15 protein-coding genes are annotated in these 16,960 nt (G+C 62.9%); 9 read left to right on the top strand and 6 right to left on the bottom strand.

Annotated features, from left to right (window positions below; genetic code table 11):
* Window positions 1-65: 65 nt before the first annotated feature.
* From MESS4_RS02150 to MESS4_RS02140, 3 genes are read left to right on the top strand one after another with little or no spacing between them, the layout of a single operon-like run.
* Window positions 66-1,544: a mannitol dehydrogenase family protein gene (locus MESS4_RS02150; protein ID WP_006325938.1), complete on the top strand. Its 1,479-nt coding sequence runs from the start codon at window positions 66-68 to the stop codon at window positions 1,542-1,544.
* 14 nt (window positions 1,545-1,558) lie between these two features.
* Window positions 1,559-2,242: an HAD family hydrolase gene (locus tag MESS4_RS02145; protein WP_036240463.1), complete on the top strand. Its 684-nt coding sequence runs from the start codon at window positions 1,559-1,561 to the stop codon at window positions 2,240-2,242.
* Window positions 2,239-3,825: an FGGY-family carbohydrate kinase gene (locus MESS4_RS02140; RefSeq protein WP_006325936.1), complete on the top strand. Its 1,587-nt coding sequence runs from the start codon at window positions 2,239-2,241 to the stop codon at window positions 3,823-3,825. The genes MESS4_RS02145 and MESS4_RS02140 overlap by 4 nt, the downstream gene beginning before the upstream one ends.
* A gap of 13 nt (window positions 3,826-3,838) precedes the next feature.
* Here MESS4_RS02140 and MESS4_RS02135 read toward each other — a convergent pair whose 3' ends face one another.
* Both MESS4_RS02135 and MESS4_RS02130 read right to left on the bottom strand, forming a co-directional pair.
* Window positions 3,839-4,417 (bottom strand): histidine phosphatase family protein, encoded by a 579-nt coding sequence (locus MESS4_RS02135; protein WP_006325931.1) that lies wholly within the window; start codon window positions 4,415-4,417, stop codon window positions 3,839-3,841.
* 179 nt (window positions 4,418-4,596) lie between these two features.
* On the bottom strand, window positions 4,597-5,499 hold the full coding sequence (locus tag MESS4_RS02130; protein ID WP_244441039.1) for a DUF1194 domain-containing protein: 903 nt from the start codon (window positions 5,497-5,499) through the stop codon (window positions 4,597-4,599).
* A gap of 287 nt (window positions 5,500-5,786) precedes the next feature.
* Between MESS4_RS02130 and MESS4_RS02125 the strand changes: the two genes are divergently transcribed.
* The 3 genes from MESS4_RS02125 (at window position 5,787) to MESS4_RS02115 (ending at window position 8,715) form a co-directional block, all read left to right on the top strand.
* Window positions 5,787-7,190, top strand: a complete 1,404-nt coding sequence (locus MESS4_RS02125) for an MATE family efflux transporter (RefSeq protein ID WP_036240441.1) — start codon at window positions 5,787-5,789, stop codon at window positions 7,188-7,190.
* 173 nt (window positions 7,191-7,363) lie between these two features.
* On the top strand, window positions 7,364-7,951 hold the full coding sequence (locus MESS4_RS02120; protein WP_006325923.1) for a DUF308 domain-containing protein: 588 nt from the start codon (window positions 7,364-7,366) through the stop codon (window positions 7,949-7,951).
* A 182-nt stretch (window positions 7,952-8,133) separates the two neighbouring features.
* Entirely contained in the window at window positions 8,134-8,715 is a 582-nt protein-coding gene (locus MESS4_RS02115) for a TetR/AcrR family transcriptional regulator (RefSeq protein WP_006325920.1), read from the top strand.
* 156 nt (window positions 8,716-8,871) lie between these two features.
* On the opposite strand, the gene MESS4_RS02110 is transcribed toward MESS4_RS02115, so the two are convergent.
* From MESS4_RS02110 to speB, 4 genes are all read right to left on the bottom strand, one after another.
* Entirely contained in the window at window positions 8,872-9,519 is a 648-nt protein-coding gene (locus MESS4_RS02110) for an amino acid ABC transporter permease (RefSeq protein WP_006325919.1), read from the bottom strand.
* Complete coding sequence (locus MESS4_RS02105) at window positions 9,516-10,184, bottom strand: amino acid ABC transporter permease (RefSeq protein WP_006325913.1); 669 nt, start codon at window positions 10,182-10,184, stop codon at window positions 9,516-9,518. Before MESS4_RS02105 ends, MESS4_RS02110 begins: the two co-directional genes overlap by 4 nt.
* A gap of 144 nt (window positions 10,185-10,328) precedes the next feature.
* Window positions 10,329-11,129: a transporter substrate-binding domain-containing protein gene (locus MESS4_RS02100; protein WP_006325902.1), complete on the bottom strand. Its 801-nt coding sequence runs from the start codon at window positions 11,127-11,129 to the stop codon at window positions 10,329-10,331.
* An 82-nt stretch (window positions 11,130-11,211) separates the two neighbouring features.
* Window positions 11,212-12,273, bottom strand: a complete 1,062-nt coding sequence (gene speB / locus MESS4_RS02095) for an agmatinase (RefSeq protein WP_006325901.1) — start codon at window positions 12,271-12,273, stop codon at window positions 11,212-11,214.
* Between the two features lie 208 nt (window positions 12,274-12,481).
* Between speB and gcvA the strand changes: the two genes are divergently transcribed.
* From gcvA to MESS4_RS02080, 3 genes are all read left to right on the top strand, one after another.
* A complete protein-coding gene (gene gcvA / locus MESS4_RS02090; protein ID WP_006325900.1) occupies window positions 12,482-13,456 on the top strand; it encodes a transcriptional regulator GcvA in 975 nt (324 codons plus the stop codon).
* A gap of 196 nt (window positions 13,457-13,652) precedes the next feature.
* Window positions 13,653-14,957 carry a nicotinate phosphoribosyltransferase gene (pncB, locus tag MESS4_RS02085; protein ID WP_006325895.1) on the top strand — a complete coding sequence of 435 codons (1,305 nt, stop codon included), beginning with the start codon at window positions 13,653-13,655 and terminating at the stop codon, window positions 14,955-14,957.
* Window positions 14,958-15,463: 506 nt separating this feature from the next.
* Window positions 15,464-16,768 carry an ABC transporter substrate-binding protein gene (locus tag MESS4_RS02080; RefSeq protein WP_006325891.1) on the top strand — a complete coding sequence of 435 codons (1,305 nt, stop codon included), beginning with the start codon at window positions 15,464-15,466 and terminating at the stop codon, window positions 16,766-16,768.
* Window positions 16,769-16,960 lie beyond the last annotated feature (192 nt).

Raw genomic sequence — 16,960 nt, 5'->3', positions numbered from 1 at the left:
TGAGGGCGCTCTTCTCCCCGTCCCTCCACAGGGAGAAGAGCCGTCCCGCCAAAGGGTAAAAGCAGATGACCGTGAAACTCTCTTCTTCAATCCTCGCCAATCTTCCTGCCAAGGTTGCTGGCCCGAAATACGATCGCACCGCGCTAAAGGCCGGTATCGTGCATTTCGGCGTTGGCAATTTCCACCGCTCGCATCAGGCGGTCTATCTCGACGATCTGTTCAATTCGGGTGCCGGCCATGACTGGGCAATTGTTGGCGCCGGCGTATTCGACGTCGAGAAGGTCGGCCGCGGCAAGCTTGCGGAGCAGGATTGGCTGACCACTGTCGTCGAGCAGGACTCAGGCCATATGAGCGCTCGCGTCACCGGCGTCATGATCGACTTCCTGATGCCGGGCGATGCCGAGGCGATCATCGAGCAGCTTGCCGATCCGGCAATCAGGATCGTCTCGCTGACCATCACCGAGGGCGGCTACTTCATCGACCCCGCGTCGGGCCTGTTCAATTCCTCCCATCCCGACATCGTCGCCGACGCTCAACCCGGCGCGACACCGAAGACGGTCTTCGGCATCATCCTTGCCGGCCTAATGCGCCGCCGCGACGACGGCATCGTACCGTTCACGGTCATGTCCTGCGACAACATCCCCCACAATGGCCATGTTACGTCCGATGGCGTCATCGGCCTCGCCCGCCTGATCGACGAGGATCTCGCCGACTGGATCGGCCAGAACGTCGCCTTCCCGAATGGCATGGTCGACCGCATCACGCCGGCCACCACCGACCGCGAGCGCGGCATCCTTGCCAGCGAGTTCGGCCTTGAGGACAACTGGCCGGTGTTCTGCGAACCTTTCAAGCAGTGGGTGCTGGAGGACCATTTCACCGACGGCAGGCCGCCGTTGGAAAAGGTTGGCGTGCAGTTCGTTGGGGATGTCGCGCCCTATGAGCTGATGAAGATCCGCATCCTCAATGGCGGTCATGCGACGATTGCCTATCCGGCCGGGCTGATGGACATCCATTTCGTCCATGAAGCGATGCAGGAGCCGCTCGTGCGCGGCTTTCTCGCCAAGCTGGAGCACGACGAGATCATTCCGACGGTGCCGCCGGTGCCGGACACGAAGCTGGAAGACTACTATCAGCTCATCGAGAGCCGCTTCTCCAACCCGAAGATCGGCGACACCATCCGGCGGCTTTGTCTCGACGGCTCCAACCGCCAGCCGAAATTCATCATTCCGACCATCGCCGACCGGCTGAAGGCGGGAAAAAGCGTCGAGGGCCTCGCGCTGGAATCAGCTCTGTGGTGCCGTTACTGCTTCGGCACGTCCGATAGCGGCGCCGTCATCGAACCCAACGACCCGAACTGGGACCGGCTGCAAACGACGGCAAAAGCGGCGAAGGATGCGCCCGCCGCCTGGCTTGCCATGGAAGACATCTATGGCGATGTCGGCCGCTCGGCGCCGTTTGCCGAAGCCTTCGCGCGTGCGCTCACGCTGCTCTGGGCGAATGGCGTGCGCGCGACGCTGACGCAGTATCTCGCGGGCAAGCTCTGAGATTGGCCACCGCGATGACGCCCGAGCTGGTCATCTTCGACTGTGACGGCGTGCTGGTCGACAGCGAGGCGCTGTCGGTCGCCGCACTGCTCGGCATGATCGCTCTCGCCGGCGGTACGGTCGGCGAGGATGCAGCCTATGAGCATTTCCTCGGCAAGAGCATGAAGAGCGTCCGCGAAATCCTCGGCCGCGACTTCGGGCTCGACATCACCGACGGGCATCTCACCGCGATGCGCGTCGAGCTGATGCGCAAATTTCGCGAGGAGCTGAAGCCGATACCCGGCATCGGGGAAGTACTGCCGAGGCTCGGCGTGCCATACTGCGTCGCCTCGTCCGGCACGCTCGATCGCATCCGCTACGCACTCGATGTCACCGGACTGCTCGGACTCATGGAGCCGCATCTGTTCAGCGCCGCCATGGTCGCGCATGGCAAGCCGGCGCCGGATCTCTTTCTCCATGCCGCCATGAAAATGGGCGCGACACCCCGGAACTGCCTCGTCATCGAGGACAGTCCGGCCGGCATCGTGGCGGCGCGGGCGGCGGGCATGCGCGTCTTCGCCTTCACCGGCGGCTCGCATGCCGGCAACCCGGCCTTGAAAGCGCGACTTGCGTCGAGTGAGCCGGACTTTATATTCGCTGACATGCTGCAATTGCCCGATCTGATTGCAGGCTTGGGAGCGAGAGTAAAAGCATCTTGACCAACAGTTTCGTTTGCGCGGTCGATGTCGGCACCGGGAGCGCCCGTGCGGGCATTCTCGACACCAAAGGCACTTTGCTCGGCCGCGCCGAGCATCCGATCGCCATGAACCAGCCCAAGGCCGATCACGCCGAGCACAATTCCGAAGACATCTGGTCGGCGGTCTGTATTGCCGTGCGCGCCGCGCGCGAAAAATCGGGCGTAATGGCGCGCGACATTGTCGGCATCTCCTTCGACGCCACCTGCTCGCTAGTGGTGCGGGACAAGGACGGCGGCCAGCTCAGCGTGTCGGTCACCGGCGAAAGGCGCTGGGACACCATCGTCTGGCTCGATCACCGCGCCATTGCCGAGGCCGATGAATGTACCGAAAGCGGCCATGCCGTGCTCGACTATATCGGCGGCGTCATGTCGCCGGAAATGGCGACGCCGAAACTGATGTGGCTGAAGCGCAACCTGCCCGGCACATGGAATGAAGCCGGCTATCTGTTCGACCTTGCCGATTTCCTGACCTGGAAAGCGACCGGCTCGCTTGCCCGCTCGCAATGCACGCTGACCGCCAAATGGACCTATCTCGCGCATGAGGAGACCGGCTGGCGGCGCGACTTCTTCGAAACGGTCGGGCTCGGCGATCTCTTCCAGCACGGCAATCTGCCGGAGAAGGCAAGCCCGGTCGGCGCTGATATAGGCGCGCTCTCCGCTGAAGCGGCGGCAGAGCTTGGCCTGACCGAAACGTGCCGGGTCGGCGCGAGCGTCATCGACGCCTATGCCGGTGCGCTCGGCGTGCTCGGCGGTTTCGCCGGCGACGCGGGGAATATCGGCCGCCACCTGGCATTGATCGCCGGCACATCGAGCTGCGTCATGGCGATGTCGCCCGACCCGCAGCCTTTTGCCGGCGTCTGGGGCCCGTATTATGGCGCGGCCCTTCCGGGCCTGTGGCTGTCGGAAGGCGGCCAGTCGGCCACTGGTGCGTTGCTCGACCACATCATCCGTTGGCACGGCGCCGGCGGCGAGCCGGACGCCGCCATGCATGCCAGGATCGCCCGGCGAGTCGCCGAACTGCGCGCCGTCGATGGCGAGAACCTTGCGGGAAGGCTGCATGTGCTGCCGGATTTCCACGGCAACCGCTCGCCGCTCGCCGACCCGCATGCGGTCGGCGTCATCAGCGGGCTGACGCTCGATTCCTCCTTCGACAGCCTGTGCAAGCTCTATTGGCGCACCGCCGTCGGCATCGCGCTTGGCGTGCGCCATGTGCTGGAGGCGCTGAATGAGAACGGCTATCTGATCGACACTCTGCATGTCACCGGCGGCCACACCAAGAACCCGCTGCTGATGGAGCTTTATGCCGACGCAACCGGCTGCACCGTGGTCGAGCCGCTTGCCGATGAGGCGGTGCTGCTCGGCACCGGCATGGTCGCGGCCACCGCCGCCGGGCTTTTTCCCGGTCTGAACGCCGCCTGCGTCGCCATGCAGCAGGGCGGCAGGAAGCGGCTGTCGAATCCGGCAGCCAGCGGCCGGTTCGATCGCGACTACCTTGTATTTCTGGAAATGCACCGGCAGAGGCAGGCGCTGGACGAGATCAGGTAGTTTCGAACGGCGGCTATCTCTGGTTCCAACGCCGGACGACCGGTTCGCCAAGGTCGTGCTCGTAGCCGAGCACGCTTATGCCAGCGGTATCCAGGACAAAGAGGGCGCCGTCTTGCGGCGGCAGGCCGAGCCAGCGCGCCGCCAGCACGCGCAGGAAATGCGCGCTTGAAAACACCAGGACGTTGCCGTTGACGGCGCGCAGTTCGCTGACGATGCGATCCGCCCGCGCGCCCGCGTCCTCCGCCATCTCGCCGTCCGGACAGCCGTCGCGAAAAAGCCGCCAGCCCGTCCGCTCGGCAAGGATCTGCTTCGTGGTCAGCCCTTCGTAGGCGCCATAGTCCCATTCCGCCAGGTCCGGCTTTTTCAGCCCGGCCGCACCGAAGCCGGCCAGCGCGCAGGTCCTGAAGGCGCGCTGCGACGGGCTCGACCAGACAGCCTGGAACGACAGGCCCTGCAGGCGCTCGGCGATCCGCCGGGCGGCTTCCTCGCCGGCAAGGGTCAAGGGTATGTCGGTCCGTCCCGTGTGCTTTCCGGATGCACTCCATTCGGTCTCGCCGTGCCGAACCAGGGTGATTTCCGCAAACGCGCTCATCCGCATGCCTTTCGAGACAATTGGTACACCGCCCGCCCGGCGGGAGCCGCCTGAGGAACAGACCTAATCCGCCTCTACAGTCCCTGCTTTCTGCGCTATTGCAACCGGCATAGCCAGATTTCGCGAGGGCCGGCGGCGATCCTCGCTGTTTCCGAAATGCACCGGCCGAGGCGGATAAACTAGAGAAGGGACCGCAGCGTCCGGTAGCAGGTCGTGCAGCCATTGCCTGGCGCGACATTGCTGATCTCCAGAACGAGCTTTCTGCGAATGGCGGTCGAATAGTCGGCCGGCGTATCGGGAGCGATAACGAACGATCCCGCCCCGCCGATGACATTCTCCCTGAGGTAGCGGGGAAGGTCGGCGGTAACGCCGGGTTCGTCTCGTGCCACGGCGATTGCGTTGATGATGTAACCCTTGGCAATCGTTCTCAGCCGGCTTTCCGCCACCGGCAGCCCGTCATTGTTGGTTCCATTCGACGAAACATCGATGATCTTCTTCGTCGCGGTTCCCTGAAATCTGTCGAGCAACTGGCTGCTGATGTCGATCGCGAAGGAAATGGACGTTCTTCCGCGATAGCTGCGCCCACGGCCCGTGTCGCCCACCCTGTCGATGGCTGAGGCCGCAGCCGCGGCCTGCTCCCCATCGCAAATTGTCGTCCAGGGCAATATTGTCTGGAGGCGTCCGACGCTCGACCATTGGATGTAGGTTATGGCAATGCATCCGACCGGACCACCTTCTATGGCATCCGCCACATCTTTCGAACGGAGTGCCTCGACATGTCCCTGTCGCTGCAGGGTCGCATGTTCGATGCTGATCGAGGCGGACGTGTCGATCGCGAAAACAATCGCCGCATCGACATCGTTTGCCCGCGCCTCCACGCCAGTGAGAGGGATTGTGGCGGCAAGCAAACAAACGCCGGAAACGCGGCCGCGGACGCTCCGCAGCGTTGCATGAAACATGGGGTGTTTTCCTCGTTCCTCGCTTGAAGCGCGTCGCGTTTGAACAGATTCGACGCGCCTTAAGTCTTTGTTTTTGTGTATGCTGTTGTCCCAAACTGCCGCACACCTTCGGGTCGAGCCCATGGGCATGCTTTTGGGCAAAATGCACTAGCAGCGAAAGTCTTGATACGAAAACTCGACATCCTCGCTTCTCAGGGCAAGCACCGTCATCGTCCACTTGAATGACAGGGCGCGTAGTGCCGTCCGCATACTGGCTTAACCCTTGCCGATACCAGCCTCTTGCCATGGCGGCATATTTCGTGGACAAGCCATGCCGTTAATGCGGAATCCGGACCGACCACGGTCATTTTCCGCGCTGAGACGCGGCTTCCGGCTTTTGGCCGACGCGCCGCAATCGGATAGGCGAAACAATGACTGCGGTGGAAGCCGGCGCTCGCGCGCCGGAAAATCTTTGGCGTCAGGAAATCAGGGCGATGCTGGCACTCGCCTGGCCGATGGTGCTGACCAATCTCGGCCAGACCGCGATGACCGCCACCGACGTCATGATGATGGGCCGGCTGGGGCCGGGCACGCTGGCCAGCGGCGCGCTTGGCGCCAACCTCTATTTCATGCCGATGATCTTCGGCCTCGGCCTGATGCTGGCGACCTCGCCGATGATGGCGACCGAGCTTGGCCGCCGCCGCCATTCCGTGCGCGACCTGCGCCGCACTGTGCGGCAGGGTCTTTGGCTGGCGATCCTCATCTCGATCCCGATCTGGATCTTTCTCTGGCACGGCGAGCCAATTCTGCTGGCCATGGGTCAGGAACCGGCGCTGGCGCAGCAGGCCGGCATCTATCTGCGCTGGCTGGAATGGGCGGTGCTGCCTTTCTATGGCTACATCGTGCTGCGCTCGTTCATCTCCGCGCTGGAGCGGCCGGGCTGGGCGCTGGTCATCGTCTTCGTCGCTGTCGTCTGCAACGCCCTGTTCAACTGGGTGTTCATGTTCGGCAACCTCGGCGTCCCTTCGATGGGCATCGCCGGCTCGGGCCTCGCCACCTCGCTGTCCAGCACGCTGATGTTCGCCGGCATGGCGCTGGTGCTGATGCTCGAGCCGAAGTTTCGCCGCTACCGCCTGTTCGGGCGTTTCTGGCGCGCCGACTGGCCGCGCTTCAAGGGGCTGCTGCGGCTCGGCCTGCCGATCGCCGGCATTTTGGCCTTCGAGGTGACGATCTTCAACGCGGCAGCCTTTCTGATGGGCCTGATCGATGCGGATTCGCTGGCAGCGCACGCCATCGCCATCCAGATCGCCTCGATCTCCTTCATGGTGCCGCTTGGCCTCAACCAGGCGGCGACGGTGCGCGTTGGGCTCGCCCATGGCGCCGGCAACCCCGAGGGCGTTTCCCGCGCCGGCTGGACCGCCTTCGTCATCGGCGTGTCCTTCATGGCGCTGATGGGCCTGGTGATGATCCTGTGGCCGCATCTCCTGATCAGCGCCTTCATCGATCTCGGCAATCCGGCCAACACCAGAGTGATCGCACTTGCGGTGTCGTTCCTGGCCTTTGCCGCACTGTTCCAGATTTTCGACGGCGCACAGGCCGTGGCCAGCGGCATGCTGCGCGGTTTGCACGACACCAAGGTGCCGATGATCTACGCCGCGATCGGCTATTGGGGCGTCGGCCTGCCGCTCGGCGTGCTGCTGGCCTTCCGTTTCGGCCTCAACGGCGTCGGCATCTGGATCGGCCTGTCGTTGGGGCTGGCGGTGGTGGCGGCGTTGCTCATGGCCCGCTGGCTGCGACGCGACCGCATCGCGCCACCGCTGGTGTTTGGGCATTGAGGAAGGCGGGCTGCCGGTCGTCCGGTGGCCGTCATGTCTTGCGTCAGCCGGCCTCTGGCCATGGCGCGCGGTCCGCACTCAGCCGACCTTATTTGATGGACCGGAGAATGTTGACCGATATCTACCTACCTGCTAGTAGGTAGATATCCTATCAACCAACATGGAAAACAGGCATGCTTGCTCAAAACACTGATAACCTCGCTCAAGCTTCAAACACATGGCTAAAAAGCTATTACTTTGTGCGGTTCGCCGTCTCCGCGGCATGGGTCGCATTAGCCTTTACCGTCGCCAAGACCATGCCGCCTTTGGCCGCGATCATGCTGGTGGCGTATCCTGCCTGGGACGCCCTGGCGAACTTCGTCGATGCCCAGCGCACAGGCGGGATGAGCCGCAACAAGTCGCAGCTGCTGAACTTTGTCATCAGCGTGCTTGCCACTTTGGCGGTCGCTATCGCGCTGACCAACAGCATGAACGCGGTGCTCGCGGTCTATGGCGTCTGGGCTGTTCTATCTGGGCTGTTTCAGCTGACTACTGCCGTGCGGCGCTGGAAGACCAGTGGCGCGCAGTGGGCGATGATCTTGAGCGGTGCTCAATCGGCGCTGGCCGGAATCTTCTTTGTGAAAATGGCTGGTGGCGTTGAAGATATCGGCATCACGAATGTCGCGCCATACGCTGCGTTTGGTGCTTTCTACTTCCTGGTGTCGGCAGTGTGGCTGACGGTCAGCGACATTCTTCGGAAGGCACCGCGGATCGCCAGCTAGGTGCGCCCCTTGAAACTGTCCGATATGCAGTCGTTCTTTTCTGCTGAGGGCTGGTGCGCTGTCTTCCCGGGACGGCGCATTTCTTTTTCGAAACAGACTGACAGTTGAACCGGCCCGCCGGCTCGGACAAAACTTGCAAGGATCGGCAGAATTTCCTACCTCAACCTATCAGAAGGTAGACAATGAACACTGCACTGAGTGACACTGCGGGCAAATTGGTTGGCGGAGCCGCCCAGCTCATCATGCGTGTTGGCTACAACGGCTTCAGCTATGCCGACCTGGCGGAGCGCTTTGGCATCCGCAAGGCTAGCATCCACCACCACTTCCCCTCGAAAGTCGATTTGGTCGTGGCAGTTGTCGAACAAGCGCGTGCCGGTATTCGAGCCCAGATTGCGGCGCTGGAGGAAGGCTCGCCGGTCGCAATAGATCAACTGCGGTTTTATACAGGGTATTGGGAACGCTGTATCAAGGATCAGTCCGCTCCCTTCTGCCTGGCTGCCGTGCTGGCTGCCGAATTGCCCGGTCTACCCGAAGAGGTGGCAGTTTCCGTCCGCGGTCATTTCGCCGACCTCGGCAAATGGCTGGAGCGGCTGTTGGAACTCGGCGTAGAGCAGGGGTCAGTGCGTCTCGAGGCATCCCCCGACGTCGAGGCGCAAGCTTTTATGGCGGCCGTATACGGAGCCATGCTCGCCGCCCGGGCGTTCGATGACCCGGAGCGGTTTAACGTGATCGTGGAAACTCTTTTTCGTCGCATTCGCGCCTGACACAGGGACAGCTTCCTAGAGCATGATCCCGAAAAGTGGAATCTGGTTTTCGGAAAAGATCATGCTCAAACAAAAGGATAGAGCCCCATCCCGATTCCATCGGGGTGGAACAGGCTCTAGTTCGTAGTCGCCGTCGATGTTGGTCATGCTCGTGGTTCAGTGGCCAGCCGCCCGCCGTTCGAGCGCGCGTGCATACTGCGTCAGCGGGAAGCACATGACGAAGAAGATCAAGGCGACCAGCCCGTAGACCTTGAACGGCTCGAAGGTCGCGTTGTTGATCGCGTTGGAAGTTCTTACCAGCTCCTCGAAGCCGATGATCGAGGTCAGCGCCGTCGACTTGATCAGCTGCACCAGGAAGCCGACGGTCGGCGCGCGGGTGATCGAGAATGCCTGCGGCAGGATGATCAGCCTCAGTTCCTGGAGATAGTGAAGGCCGAGGCTGGCGCCGGCGTCCCACTGGCCGCGCGGCAGCGCATCGACGCCGCTGCGCCAGATCTCGGCCAGATAGGCGCTGGCGAAGAAGGTGAGGCCGAGTGCTGCCGCTGTCCACGGCTCGATGCGCAGGCCGAGCATCGGCAGGCCGAAGAACATCAGGAAGAGCTGCATCAACAGCGGCGTTCCCTGGAACAGCGCGATGTAGCCCGAGGCAATGCGTCGGCTCCATTTGTTCTTGGCGATGCGCAAGAACAGCACGACCATGCCGACCACGCCGCCGCCGACGAAGGCCGCCAGCGACAGAAGCACGGTCCAGCGCGCTGCCAGCAGAAGGTTGCGCAAAATGTCCCAGAAGGTGAATTCGATCATGACACGCCGGCTCCCAGAACCCGGCGCCCGCCTGATACCAGCAGCCGGCGCAATCCCATCGACAAGACGAGATAGACCATCGTCACCACCAGGTAGGTCTCGAAGGCGCGGAAGGTGCGCGCCTGCAGCATGTCGGCCTCATAGGTGAGTTCACGCACCGCGATCTGCGACACGACGGCCGATTCCAGCATCATGATGATGATCTGGCTGGTCAGCGCCGGATAGATCACCTTGAGCGCCTGCGGCAGCACGATCTTGACGAACACCTGGCGTGGCCTGAGCCCAAGCGCCAGTGCTGCCTCCGTCTGTCCGCGCGGCACCGCGTCCAGCCCGGCGCCGACGATCTCGATCGTGTAGGCCGCCATGTTGAGCGTCATCGCCAGCATGGCGGCCAGGATCGGATCGAGCCTTATGCCGATGCTGGGCAGCCCGAAGAAGATGAAGAAGAGCTGCACCAGGAACGGCGTGTTGCGCATCACCTCGACATAGACGCCGATTGCCCGCTTGAGCAGCACGGGACCGTTTCGCCGCCCTGCCGCGCCGAGGATGCTGAGCAGCGTTCCCACGAGCGTGGCCACGACGATCAACAGGATCGTCGTGGCCGCACCGCGCGCAATTGCGCCTGCAGCACCCGCAAGCCAGCCGAAGTCGAGGCCGTAGCCCATGAGGATAGATCCTGACGCTCTAGGCATGATCCCGAACCGAAGGTCAGCGCAGCAAAAAGTGGCGTCCGGTTTTCGGAAAAGATCATGCTCAAACACTGAGATAGAGCCCCATCCCGATTGGATCGGGATGGAACAGGCTCTGGATTAGTCCTTGAGGTTGTCGGGATTGAGCGGCGTCTTCAGCCAGGCCTTCGAGCTTTCGTCCAGCTTGCCGTCGGCCAGCATCTTGGCGACCGCGTCGTTGACCGCCTGCTTCAGCCGGTCCTCGTTCTTGTTGAGGCCGATATGCGAGGGCGAGGTGAGGAGCTGGAACTTCTGCTCCGGCTTCAGCGCATCCTGCTTGGCCAGCACCTGGGCGCCGACATCGTTGCCGACGACCATCAGCTGGGTCTGGCCCGAGATGAAGGCCTGGATGACGGAATTGTAGTTGTCGAAGCGGCGGATGTCGGCTGAAGCCGGTGCAGCCTCGGTCAGCGAAGTATCCTCCAGCGTGCCGCGGTTGACGGCGATCGACTTGTCGGCAAGGTCTTCCTTGCCTTTGACCGCCAGTGCTGCCGGGCCGATGACGGCGATGTAATAGGGCGCGTAGGCGGCGGCGAAATCGATCACCTGTTCTCGCTCCTTGGAGTAGCCGACGCTCATCAGTATGTCGACGCGCTTGTCGGTGAGGTAGGGGATGCGGTTCTGGCCGGTCACGCTGACCAGGTTGAGCTTCACCTTCAAGGAATCGGCGATGAACTGCGCCACGTCGATGTCATAACCCTTGATGCTCATATCGGCGCTGGCCGAGGAGAAGGGCGGAAAGTCCGAGAAGATGCCGACATTGATGGCGCCCGCCTTGGTGATGTCGTCGATCGCGTCGGCACTGGCTTGAGAGGTGAAACCAAAGCCGGCGAGCATCAGCGCGGCGGCGATGGATGATTTGAGCTTCATGTGAAGTGTCATTGTCGTTCCCCTGCTGGAAGCTTGTTTGTTTGAGTATGGCCGCCGGCTCCAGCGCGGCGGCCACCTTCGATTTGTCAGTGGATCAGGCTCCCTTGCCGGTGATTGCCGGGCTGAACACCATCAGGCTGAGGATTTCGAACAGCACCTGCGCCCCGGCATGGGCAGTGTTGGTGGTCGCGTCATATTGCGGCGCCACCTCGACGACGTCGCCGCCGACGATGTTGAGGCCCTTGAGGCCGCGCAACAGTTCGAGCACCTCGCGCGTCGTCAGTCCGCCGACTTCCGGTGTGCCGGTGCCCGGCGCAAAGGCCGGATCGACGCTGTCGATATCGAAGGAGACATAGGTTGGCCCGTCGCCGACAATCTTGCGTGCCTTCTCGATGATGGCGGGGATGCCGAGGCCGGTCACCTCTTCGGCGTGAACCACGGTCATGCCGGATTCATAGGTGAACTCCCACAGATATTCGGCCGAACCGCGGATGCCGATCTGGATGGTGCGGGTCGGGTCGAGCACGCCGTCCAGCACGGCGTTGCGGAACGGCCCGCCATGGTGGAACTTGGTCATGTCGAACAACCCGCTGGTGTCGCAATGGGCGTCGATATGAATCATGCCGACCGGCGCCTTTTTGCCGATGGCCTTGAGGATCGGATGGCTGATCGAATGGTCGCCGCCGACTGAAAGCGGAATGACGCCGGCATCGACGATCTGGTTGGTGCGGCGCTCGATGTCGTCATGGCTGGTCTCCAGCCGGTAGCGGCTCTGGAACGGCACGTCGCCGATGTCGGCCACCTTCAGCTCATGCGTCGGCGCGCATTCCAGCACATGGTTATAGGGGCCGATGCGCTCGATGGTGCGCAGCGCCCTCGGTCCGAAACGGGAGCCCGGCCGGTTGGTGACGCCGAGATCCATCGGCACGCCGATCATCGCCACCTGCAGGTCGCCGAAATCCGGATTGTCGGCGTCGATTTGCCGGTAGGGCGCGGCGAGGAAGGTCGGGACACCGGAATAGGGCGCCAGCCTTGTGCCGCTCTTGGAAAAGATCTTGTCGGCGACGCGCCGGAATTTCGGGTCGAACATTTCGCCGCCATGGCTCTCGCCATATTTGCGACGCAACGCTTCGAGCTTGCCGCTGTTATAACCCATGTCCGCTCCTCCTCGATGGCCTATCCGTGCGGCCACCCGCGATGCTTGGCGATGACCGTCATCCGGCCGGGTCGCTGTCCCGCTGGCTGCCTGCGGATTTCACGTCTTGATGCTATTGCAGGCAAAGTGTCTGGCAGCCGCATTGAAAAATCAATTGATATTGTTAGGGTGCCGACTGTGAGAAAATCTCACAGTGTTCATAGGTCCCATGGCCAAGCGTCTGCCTCCGCTGAATCCCCTGCGCGCCTTCGAGGCGACGGCTCGCCATGCCTCGCTGACCAAGGCTGCCGCCGAGCTCAACGTCACCCATGGCGCCATCAGCCACCAGATCAAGGCGCTCGAACAATCGCTCGGCGTCAAGCTGTTCGAACGCACCGGCCAGCGGGTGAAGCTGACACCGCACGGCGCCGAACTTTTGCCTGCGGTATCGGCCGCTTTCGACGGCATCGCCGCCGCCACCCAGCGCATGACCAGGCCGGCCAGCGCCGGCACGCTCTCGGTGTCCTGCGTGCCGGCGCTGCTCTTGCTCTGGATGACGCCACGGCTGGGCAGCTTCATGGCGCAATATCCCGATATCAGGCTGACGCTGATCCCCTCCAACGACGCCAGGGATATTCGCGCGCCGCATATCGACGTCTGCGTGCATTATGGCGACGGCAGCTGGACCGACTGCTGGATGCGCAAATGGTCGGGCCTCGAACTGTTCCCGGTGGTCAGCCCGACGCTGATCAACAACCGGCCGATCCGCACCGTGCGCGATCTTGCCGATCATGTCTTTCTGCATGGCGACGACGGCCGCGAGTGGCACACTTGGCTGGCGGCCGCCGACGGGCTGGATCTGGAGCGCGGCCGCCGCCATCATCTCGGCGACGCCCGCACGGCAACGGAAGCCGCGGTCCACGGCCATGGCGTGGCGCTTGGCGATTCCGTCACCGCAAGCACGCTGCTCGCCAGGGGACTGCTTGTCGCGCCATTCAGCCTGTCGGTGCCGGCGGTCGACGATTTCTACGTCGTCTGCCGCAACGAGATGAAATCGACGCCGATCGTGCAATTGTTCATCGACTGGCTGTTCGCCGAGAAGGAGCAGGCCGACAGCCGCGCCGACGCGCCGGTGGCGGGCCGCATCGGCATCCGCCGCAAGCGCCCGGCGCTGAAGGTGATCGGCGCCAAGACCGCACCCTGAGCCCGCTTCGCAGGAAACCTGGCGCTTGCAGCAGGATTTTCTTTTTGTCGGGCCAGCCCGCAAAGCGGGCAGCGCTTTCGAAAATTCAATGCTAATAGGCATTTGGAGCAATTCCAGGAAAAGTTCGCAGCGGTTCTCCGTCCGGAATTGCGCTAAACAAAAAAGCTAGAGCGAGCAGCGAAGGCGGCATCGAGACATGGCTAAGACCGATATAGCGCGGCGCGTCTACAACCACACCTGGAAGCTCGACCCGATCGTCCGCAGCCTGCTCGACACCGATTTCTACAAGCTTTTGATGCTGCAGATGATCTGGGGCATGTATCCCAAGGTCGACGCCACCTTCTCGCTGATCAACCGCACCATTTCGGTTCGCCTTGCCGACGAGATCGACGAGGCGGAGCTGCGCGACCAACTCGACCATGCCCGCACCTTGCGTTTCTCCAAGAAGGAGATGATCTGGCTCGGCGGCAACAATTTCTACGGCCGCAAGCAGATCTTCGAGCCGGAATTCCTCGCCTGGCTGGAGAATTTCCGCCTGCCCGCCTACCAGCTGTCCAGGCGCGACGGCCAGTACGAACTCTCCTTCAGCGGCCCGTGGATGTACACGACGCTGTGGGAAATTCCGGCGCTCGCCATCATCAATGAATTGCGTTCACGCGCGGCCATGCGGGCCTTCGGGCCCTTCGCGCTCGACGTACTCTATGCCCGTGCCAAGGCCAAGATGTGGGCCAAGACCGAGCGGTTGAAGGCGTTGCCCGGCATTCGCATTTCCGATTTCGGCACCCGCCGCCGCCATTCCTTCCTCTGGCAGCGCTGGTGCGTCGAGGCGCTGAAGGAGGGCATCGGCGAGGCCTTCACCGGCACCTCCAACGTGCTGCTTGCCATGGACAACGACCTCGAAGCGCTGGGCACCAACGCGCATGAACTGCCGATGGTGTTCGCCGCGCTCGCCAAGTCGGAAAAGGAACTGAAGCAGTCGCCCTACAAGGTGCTGCAGGACTGGCAGCGCTATTATGGCGGCAATCTGCTGATCGTGCTGCCCGACGCCTTCGGCACCGCCTCGTTCCTGCGCGACGCGCCGGACTGGGTCGCCGACTGGACCGGTTTTCGCCCCGACAGCGCGCCGCCGATCGAGGGTGGCGAGAAGATCATTTCCTGGTGGCGTGAAAAGGGCAAGGATCCAAAGCAGAAGCTGCTCATCTTCTCCGACGGGCTCGAGGTCGAAACCATCGAGGAAACCTACCGCCACTTCCGCGGCAAGGTGCGCATGTCTTTCGGCTGGGGCACCAATCTGACCAATGATTTCGAGGGCTGCGCCCCGACCGAAACCAACAGCCTCGATGCCATCTCGCTGGTCTGCAAGGTGACCGAAGCCAATGGCAGGCCGGCGGTCAAGCTGTCCGACAACCCGGCCAAGGCCACCGGCGACGAGAAGGAGATCGAGCGCTACATCGGCATCTTCGGCGCCAAGGACCGCGTGGAGCAACTGGTCAAGGTGTGAGGGGTCGACAGACTAGCTTCGTAGCTTCGTCCGCCGGTTAAGATGGAAACCTCGGATAGCGTGAGTTCCCGCCCACCCCCCTCTGTCCTGCCGGACATCTCCCCCGCAAGGTGGGAGGTTGGCAGTTCGAGGAGCGCCCGTCCCGCGATGCTGAAGATTGGCGAAGGCGGACATGCCAGCTGATCTCCCCCCTTGCGGGGGAGATGTCCGGCAGGACAGGAGGGGGGTGTGAAGGATCACGGCGGGCGGGGATATTCCTTCCCAAAGTGGCGCTCACCGTGCTGATGATCGCCTATACAGTCTTCGGCCTGTGGCTGCTTGCCACGCCAGCGGCCGGATGAGACAAAGGTCGCTTCGATGCCCGTCGATTGATCCTTGGGGAAAGCTCGCTTGCCACATCAGGGCTTTGGTGATTTAGTTTGTACACATGCAATTTCGGTCCTCTTGCCAAGAGTGGCCCGCCTCGCTCCAGCCATTGGTCAAAACTCAAAAACAGGGGAACTGCCGTGACTGACAAGAATGGGTTTTTCGATCTCTCCAAAACTGGTCTCAGCCGCCGCACGGCGCTGAAAGGACTGGCCGCGGGCGCCGGCCTTGCCGTAGCACCAGGCTTTGTCCGCTACAGCCAGGCGCAGAGCTCGGCGTCGCTCAAGATCGGCTTCCAGTCCCACCGCACCGGCATCGGCGCCGCCTATGGCCGCTGGTACGAGAAGACCACCGCCGCCGCCATCAAGGCGATCAACGACGCCGGTGGCATCAACGGCCGCCCGGTCGAGGTGATCATCGAGGATGACGGCACCGATCCCGGCCGTGGCGCCGAGGTGGTCGGCAAGTTCGCCACCCAGCACAAGACCGACATCGTCTTCGGTACGCTGTTTTCGCATGTCGTCATCGGCTCGGCGCCTGCCGCAGGCGAGGCCAAGATGCCTTACTTTGTCGTCAGCGAAGGTCACCACGTCGCCTCGACCAAGCTCAACCGCTACGTCTTCCAGCCGGGGATCACGGACGTGAAGAGCCAGATCCAGGCGATGGCGCCCTGGATCGCGGCCAATGCCGGCAAGAAGGTGACGCAGATATTCCCCGATTTCGCCTTCGGCTACGACCACCGCGACTACCTGCCCCCGGCGCTGAAGGCGCAGGGCGCCGAGGTCATCGCCCAGATCGCCATCCCGCCGACGGAATCGTCCTTCACCAAATACTTCCCGCAGATCCCGGCCGAGACCGAAGTGATCTATCACGTCATGGTCGGCCCGGCGGTGCTCACCTTCGTCAAGGAGCTCGGCGAGTTCTACGGCTCCAACCGGCCGCAATTGTTCGGCTTTATCGATTCGCTCGAAGCCACCGACATCAACAGCCCCGGCCTCGAATTCCTCGACGGCAGCCATTTCTGGGAAGGCTCGCCGCGTTATGCCCAGCCTGACGATTCCGCCGCGCAGCAGGCCTATCGCGCCGCCGTCGGCATCGACGACAATGGTGCCGCTGTCGGCGACCCCAAGGACGTCTCCACCGCCGCGCACATGTTCGGCTGCTGGGAAACGCTCTACGTCGTCAAGAAGGCGATGGAGGATGCCGGCTACAAGGGACCGGAAGACCGCGCCAAGCTGGTCGAGGCGACCGAGGCGCTCACCGAGTTCGCCGAAGGGCCGGAGCATCCGCAGGGGCCGAAGACATTCAACGGCAAGATCCACCAGTGCTTCGGCATCCAGAACATCTCCAAGGTCGAAGGCGGCAAGCTGAAGGTCGTCCACAAGACCAAGATCGAGGACGGCCTCTACGAGCCGGAAGGGGATTACACGACGCAGGCGCTTTAGACACGGCTGCTCCAGCCAGCGTGAGCGCCAAGACACCCTCCTCTGTCCTGCCGGACATCTCCCCCTCAAGGGGGGAGATCGGATGTCATCACCGCTTTCGCCAATCACCAAGGTCGGCAGGTGGCTGCCTTCGCAGGAGCTGCCAATCTCCCCCCTTGAGGGGGAGATGGCCGGCAGGCCAGAGGGGGGTGC

It is taken from the genome of Mesorhizobium sp. STM 4661 (genome assembly GCF_000359125.1).
Taxonomy (GTDB): domain Bacteria; phylum Pseudomonadota; class Alphaproteobacteria; order Rhizobiales; family Rhizobiaceae; genus Mesorhizobium.
This window is presented reverse-complemented; position numbering and strand designations above follow the sequence as displayed.

Bases quoted from the DNA above. Each gene is read 5' to 3' on its own strand.
- MESS4_RS02150 (WP_006325938.1), top strand. From the start codon at position 66: ATGACCGTGAAACTCTCTTCTTCAATCCTCGCCAATCTTCCTGCCAAG.
- MESS4_RS02145 (WP_036240463.1), top strand. From the start codon at position 1,559: ATGACGCCCGAGCTGGTCATCTTCGACTGTGACGGCGTGCTGGTCGAC.
- MESS4_RS02135 (WP_006325931.1), bottom strand. From the start codon at position 4,417: ATGAGCGCGTTTGCGGAAATCACCCTGGTTCGGCACGGCGAGACCGAA.
- MESS4_RS02130 (WP_244441039.1), bottom strand. From the start codon at position 5,499: ATGGGCTCGACCCGAAGGTGTGCGGCAGTTTGGGACAACAGCATACAC.
- MESS4_RS02125 (WP_036240441.1), top strand. From the start codon at position 5,787: ATGACTGCGGTGGAAGCCGGCGCTCGCGCGCCGGAAAATCTTTGGCGT.
- MESS4_RS02120 (WP_006325923.1), top strand. From the start codon at position 7,364: ATGCTTGCTCAAAACACTGATAACCTCGCTCAAGCTTCAAACACATGG.
- MESS4_RS02115 (WP_006325920.1), top strand. From the start codon at position 8,134: ATGAACACTGCACTGAGTGACACTGCGGGCAAATTGGTTGGCGGAGCC.
- MESS4_RS02110 (WP_006325919.1), bottom strand. From the start codon at position 9,519: ATGATCGAATTCACCTTCTGGGACATTTTGCGCAACCTTCTGCTGGCA.
- MESS4_RS02105 (WP_006325913.1), bottom strand. From the start codon at position 10,184: ATGGGCTACGGCCTCGACTTCGGCTGGCTTGCGGGTGCTGCAGGCGCA.
- MESS4_RS02100 (WP_006325902.1), bottom strand. From the start codon at position 11,129: ATGACACTTCACATGAAGCTCAAATCATCCATCGCCGCCGCGCTGATG.
- speB (WP_006325901.1), bottom strand. From the start codon at position 12,273: ATGGGTTATAACAGCGGCAAGCTCGAAGCGTTGCGTCGCAAATATGGC.
- gcvA (WP_006325900.1), top strand. From the start codon at position 12,482: ATGGCCAAGCGTCTGCCTCCGCTGAATCCCCTGCGCGCCTTCGAGGCG.
- pncB (WP_006325895.1), top strand. From the start codon at position 13,653: ATGGCTAAGACCGATATAGCGCGGCGCGTCTACAACCACACCTGGAAG.